Origin of the sequence: Streptomyces anatolicus (assembly GCF_019400875.1) — a bacterium.
Classification (GTDB): Bacteria; Actinomycetota; Actinomycetes; order Streptomycetales; family Streptomycetaceae; genus Streptomyces; species Streptomyces anatolicus.
In genome coordinates this window covers 1-3,835 of record NZ_WMBF01000556.1, presented here as the reverse complement: position 1 = coordinate 3,835, position 3,835 = coordinate 1, and the positions used below count along the sequence as shown (strand labels likewise).

Genomic DNA, 3,835 nt, shown 5'->3' with positions numbered 1-3,835 from the left:
GGCATGGGGCGGGCATGGGGTTGCTGACCATCGGGGCGTTCGCGAAGGCGTCCCGGCTGTCACCGAAGGCGCTGCGGCTCTACGACGAGCTGGGGCTGCTGACCCCCGCCCGCGTCGACCCGGTCACCGGCTACCGGCTCTACGCGCCCGAGCAGCTGGCCCGGGCCCGGCTCGTGGCCTGGCTGCGGCGGCTCGGCATGCCGCTGGCCCGCATCCGGCACGTCGGGACGCTGGACGCGGCGGGTGCCGCCCAGGAGATCCGCGCGTTCTGGGCCCGGGTCGAGGCCGACACCGCCGCCCGGCGGGATCTGGCCGCCTTCCTCGTCGAGCACCTGTCCAGGGAGGACCCCGCCATGACCCCGATCGCCGAACCGCTGGAGATCCGTTACGCCGCGCTGTCCGACACCGGCCTGGTCCGCGAGAGCAACCAGGACACCGCCTACGCGGGCGCGCGCCTGCTCGCGGTCGCCGACGGTTACGGGCCCGGCGGGGCGCCCGCCGGGGCCGCCGCCATCGACGCGCTCAAGCGCCTCGAAACCGACGGCATCCCGGCGGGCCACCTCCTCAACGCCCTTGAGGACGCCGTCGAACAGGCCGCCCTGGCCGTACGCGACGCCGCCGACGCCGACGCCACCTCCGCCACCTCGTCGCCGTCCTCGCCGCGTGAAGCCGGCACCACACTCACCGCGATGCTCTGGACCGGCTCGCAGCTCGCCCTCGTCCACATCGGCGACACCCGCGCCTACCTCCTGCGGGACGGCGAACTGTTCCAGGTCACCCACGACCACACCCTGGTGCAGTCGATGGTCGACGAGGGCCGCCTGAGCCCCGAGGAGGCCGCGTCGCACCCCCAGCGGGCGCTGCTCATCCGCGCCCTCGGCACCGGTGAGACCACCGCTGACCTGCGGCTTCAGGAGGCCCGGCCCGGCGACCGCTATCTGCTCTGCTCCGACGGGCTGAGCGCCGTGGTGCCCACCGAGGACATCCGGCAGGTGATCACGAGCGTCGACGATCCCGATCAGGCGGTACGGGAACTCATCGCCCTGGCCAACGGCTCCGGCGGCCCCGACAACGTCAGCTGCGTGATCGCTGACGTCGTCACGGGCGGATAGCCACTTTTTTGTGGGTACTTGGCGTACCGCGCCTCTCGGGCCAACCTGGTGACCACGCCACAACGCACGGAAAGGAGCCCTGGTGACGATGTGTCAGGACGCATGTGACAGCACGGCCGCCGCCCTGGACTCGGGCTGGGACGCCGGCTCCCGCCCGGCGAGCCTGTCCAGGCGGCGGTGGCCCCACTCCGCCAGAGGGGCCAGCGCCTCACAGAGGTCGCGGCCGAACTCCGTGAGGGAGTAGACCGTCTTCAACGGCCGTACGTCGTGCACCTCCCGGTGCACGAGCCCGTCGGCCTCCATCTCGCGCAGCGCCTGAGTCAGCACCTTCTCGGTGAGCCCCGGCAGCAGCCGCAGCAGCTCACCGGGGCGGTGCGGGCCCCTCTCGAGCGGCCACAGCAGCGCGGTCTTCCATTTGCCGTCGATCACGGCGACCGCGGCGGTCACCCCGCACACGTTCGGGTCCTGGGCACGGCTGCGCGTCATCTGTGATCCCTCCCCATTCTCATCGCTGCGCCATTTTCCCACGCCGTGGGCGACCGGCCGCCGACCGCGAGCCTTCGGCCGTCGGCCGACTCGCCCTACCCACAAGGAAGTTGACCGATGTCTTCGTACGTCCCACAGTCTGCCGTCACCGTTGTCGGTCTGGGGCCGATGGGCCGGGCCCTCGCCGCCGCTTTCCTCGCGGCCGGGGTGCGGACCACCGTCTGGAACCGTACGCCGGGGCGGGACACCGAGCTGATCGAGCGGGGCGCGCTCGGCGCTCGTACGCTCGAAGAGGCCGTCGCGGCGAGTCCGCTGACCGTCGTCTGCGTGGTCAATTACGACGCCTCGGACGCCCTGCTGCGCCCGGCCGCCGTCACCGCCGCGCTCAAGGGGCGCACCCTGGTCAACCTCAGCGCCGACACCCCCGACCGCGCGCGGTCCACCGGGCGCTGGGCCGCCGAGCACGGCATCCCGTACCTGGACGGGGCGATCATGACGCCGACCGGTGTCATCGGCACGCCGGACGGCGTCTTCCTGCACAGCGGGCCCACGGAGCTGTACGAGCGCCATCGCCCCGTCCTCGACGCGCTGGGCGGCACGCACACCCACCTCGGCGAGGAGATCGGGCGGGCGGCGGCGTACGACATCGCGCTGCTCGACATCTTCTGGACCGCGATGACCGGGTATATGCACGCCCTGGCGCTGGCGAGAGCGGAGGGCGTCTTCGCGCGAGAGCTGGCCCCGTTCGCCAAGGGCATCGGTGCGATCCTGCCGCCGATCTTCGAGGAGGCCGCAGGGGAGGTGGACGACGGCACCTTCTCGGGCGAGGGCAACCCGATCACGTCGGCGGCCTCGACGATGGCCCACGTCATCCACGCCTCCGAGGCCCACGGCATCGAGGCGGGCGTGATGCGCGCCGCCGAGGGATTGGCACGCCGCGTCATCGCGCGGGGTCACGGCGGTGATGGCGCGACCCGGATGGTGGAACTGCTCGGCCTCGGCCTCGGCCACCGCTGAGCGGGCCTATGCCTTCGCGGGGGCGGGGGCGGACTCAGTGGCAGCGGGACAGGACTCGGTGGCGGGCGGGGCCGAGGCCTGGGCGAAGAAGGACCGGCGGTACTCCCCCGGCGCCACCCCGACCTGCTTGAGGAAGTGGTGGCGGAGGTTGTTGGCCGTGCCGAGGCCGCTCAGCTCGCCCACCCTCTCCACCGGCAGGTCAGTGGATTCAAGGAGGCTCTGCGCCCGCGCCAGGCGCTGGTTGAGCAGCCACCGGAGCGGGGTCGTGCCGGTGGCCGCGTGGAGGCGGCGGTAGAAGGTGCGCGGGCTCATCGCGGCCCGGCGCGCCAGGTCGTCGACGGTCAGCGGCCGGTCCAGGTGCGCGCGGGCCCACTCCAGTACCGGACCGAGCCCCGCGTCGTCCGTCTCGGGAACGGAGAGGTCGATGAACTGGGCCTGACCGCCGGGCCGGTGGGCGGGCACCACCATGCGCCGCGCCAGCTGGTTGGCGACGTGCGCGCCGAGGTCGCGGCGGACCAGGTGGAGGCAGAGGTCGAGGCCCGCGGTCAGGCCCGCGCTGGTCAGGACGGACCCGTCGTCCACGTAGAGGACGGAGTCGTCGACGGTCACCTTCGGGTAGCGGGCGGCCAGTTGGGCGGTGTGCATCCAGTGGGCGGTGGCCCGGCGGCCGTCCAGGATGCCTGCTTCGGCGAGCGCGAAGGCGCCGGTGCACAGCGAGACCATACGGGCGCCCGCCGCGTGGGCCGCGCGCAGCGCTTCGGTGAGATCCGGCGCCAGCGGTTCGCCCTTCTCGACGCACGCGTCCGGCACGGAGGTCACGATGACGGTATCCGCCCCGGCGAGCCCTTCGAGTCCGTAGGGGGTGCGCAGCGCGAGCCCGAACTCCGCGCCGCCCGCGCCCTGTTCGCCCGTCGCGCACAGGCGCAGGTCGTACCAGTGGTCGGAGAGGTCGGGCTGCGGCTTGCCGAACACCGTGAGGGGGATGCTCAGTTCGTACAGATCCCAGGACGGGATCCCGATCTCCTCGGCCACCACCACCGCGACGGAACCAGCGCTCATGCCTTGAGCGTACGAGGGCGGGGCGCCCGGCGGTGCCACGGGCGGCAGGAATTTGGTGGTCACCGTCACTACTGTCACTGTCGGGCGCCGACACGTCCTGCGAGCGTGATCCCCATGAACGCACAGCACCCCGGAACAAGCCCCGCCGCCCTCGCGACAAG

Annotated in this window: 4 protein-coding genes; 2 read left to right on the top strand and 2 right to left on the bottom strand. The window is 72.8% G+C overall.

Going from position 1 to position 3,835, the window contains the following annotated elements:
* The first annotated feature begins 14 nt into the window (after positions 1–14).
* Entirely contained in the window at positions 15–1,112 is a 1,098-nt protein-coding gene (locus GKQ77_RS29455; RefSeq protein ID WP_219692164.1) for a MerR family transcriptional regulator, read from the top strand.
* A 93-nt stretch (positions 1,113–1,205) separates the two neighbouring features.
* Here the strand turns inward: GKQ77_RS29455 and GKQ77_RS29450 are convergent, their stop codons facing one another.
* Positions 1,206–1,598, bottom strand: a complete 393-nt coding sequence (locus GKQ77_RS29450; protein ID WP_219692163.1) for a winged helix-turn-helix transcriptional regulator — start codon at positions 1,596–1,598, stop codon at positions 1,206–1,208.
* Positions 1,599–1,715: 117 nt separating this feature from the next.
* Here GKQ77_RS29450 and GKQ77_RS29445 point away from each other — a divergent pair, with 117 nt between their 5' ends.
* Complete coding sequence (locus GKQ77_RS29445) at positions 1,716–2,615, top strand: NAD(P)-dependent oxidoreductase (protein WP_219692162.1); 900 nt, start codon at positions 1,716–1,718, stop codon at positions 2,613–2,615.
* 6 nt (positions 2,616–2,621) lie between these two features.
* Here the strand turns inward: GKQ77_RS29445 and GKQ77_RS29440 are convergent, their stop codons facing one another.
* Positions 2,622–3,653: a helix-turn-helix domain-containing protein gene (locus GKQ77_RS29440; RefSeq protein WP_443728932.1), complete on the bottom strand. Its 1,032-nt coding sequence runs from the start codon at positions 3,651–3,653 to the stop codon at positions 2,622–2,624.
* Between the last annotated feature and the right edge of the window lie 182 nt (positions 3,654–3,835).

What these genes read in the sequence shown, in the direction of transcription:
- GKQ77_RS29450 (WP_219692163.1), bottom strand. Translation starts at nt 1,598, where the DNA reads ATGACGCGCAGCCGTGCCCAGGACCCGAACGTGTGCGGGGTGACCGCC.
- GKQ77_RS29445 (WP_219692162.1), top strand. Translation starts at nt 1,716, where the DNA reads ATGTCTTCGTACGTCCCACAGTCTGCCGTCACCGTTGTCGGTCTGGGG.
- GKQ77_RS29455 (WP_219692164.1), top strand. Translation starts at nt 15, where the DNA reads ATGGGGTTGCTGACCATCGGGGCGTTCGCGAAGGCGTCCCGGCTGTCA.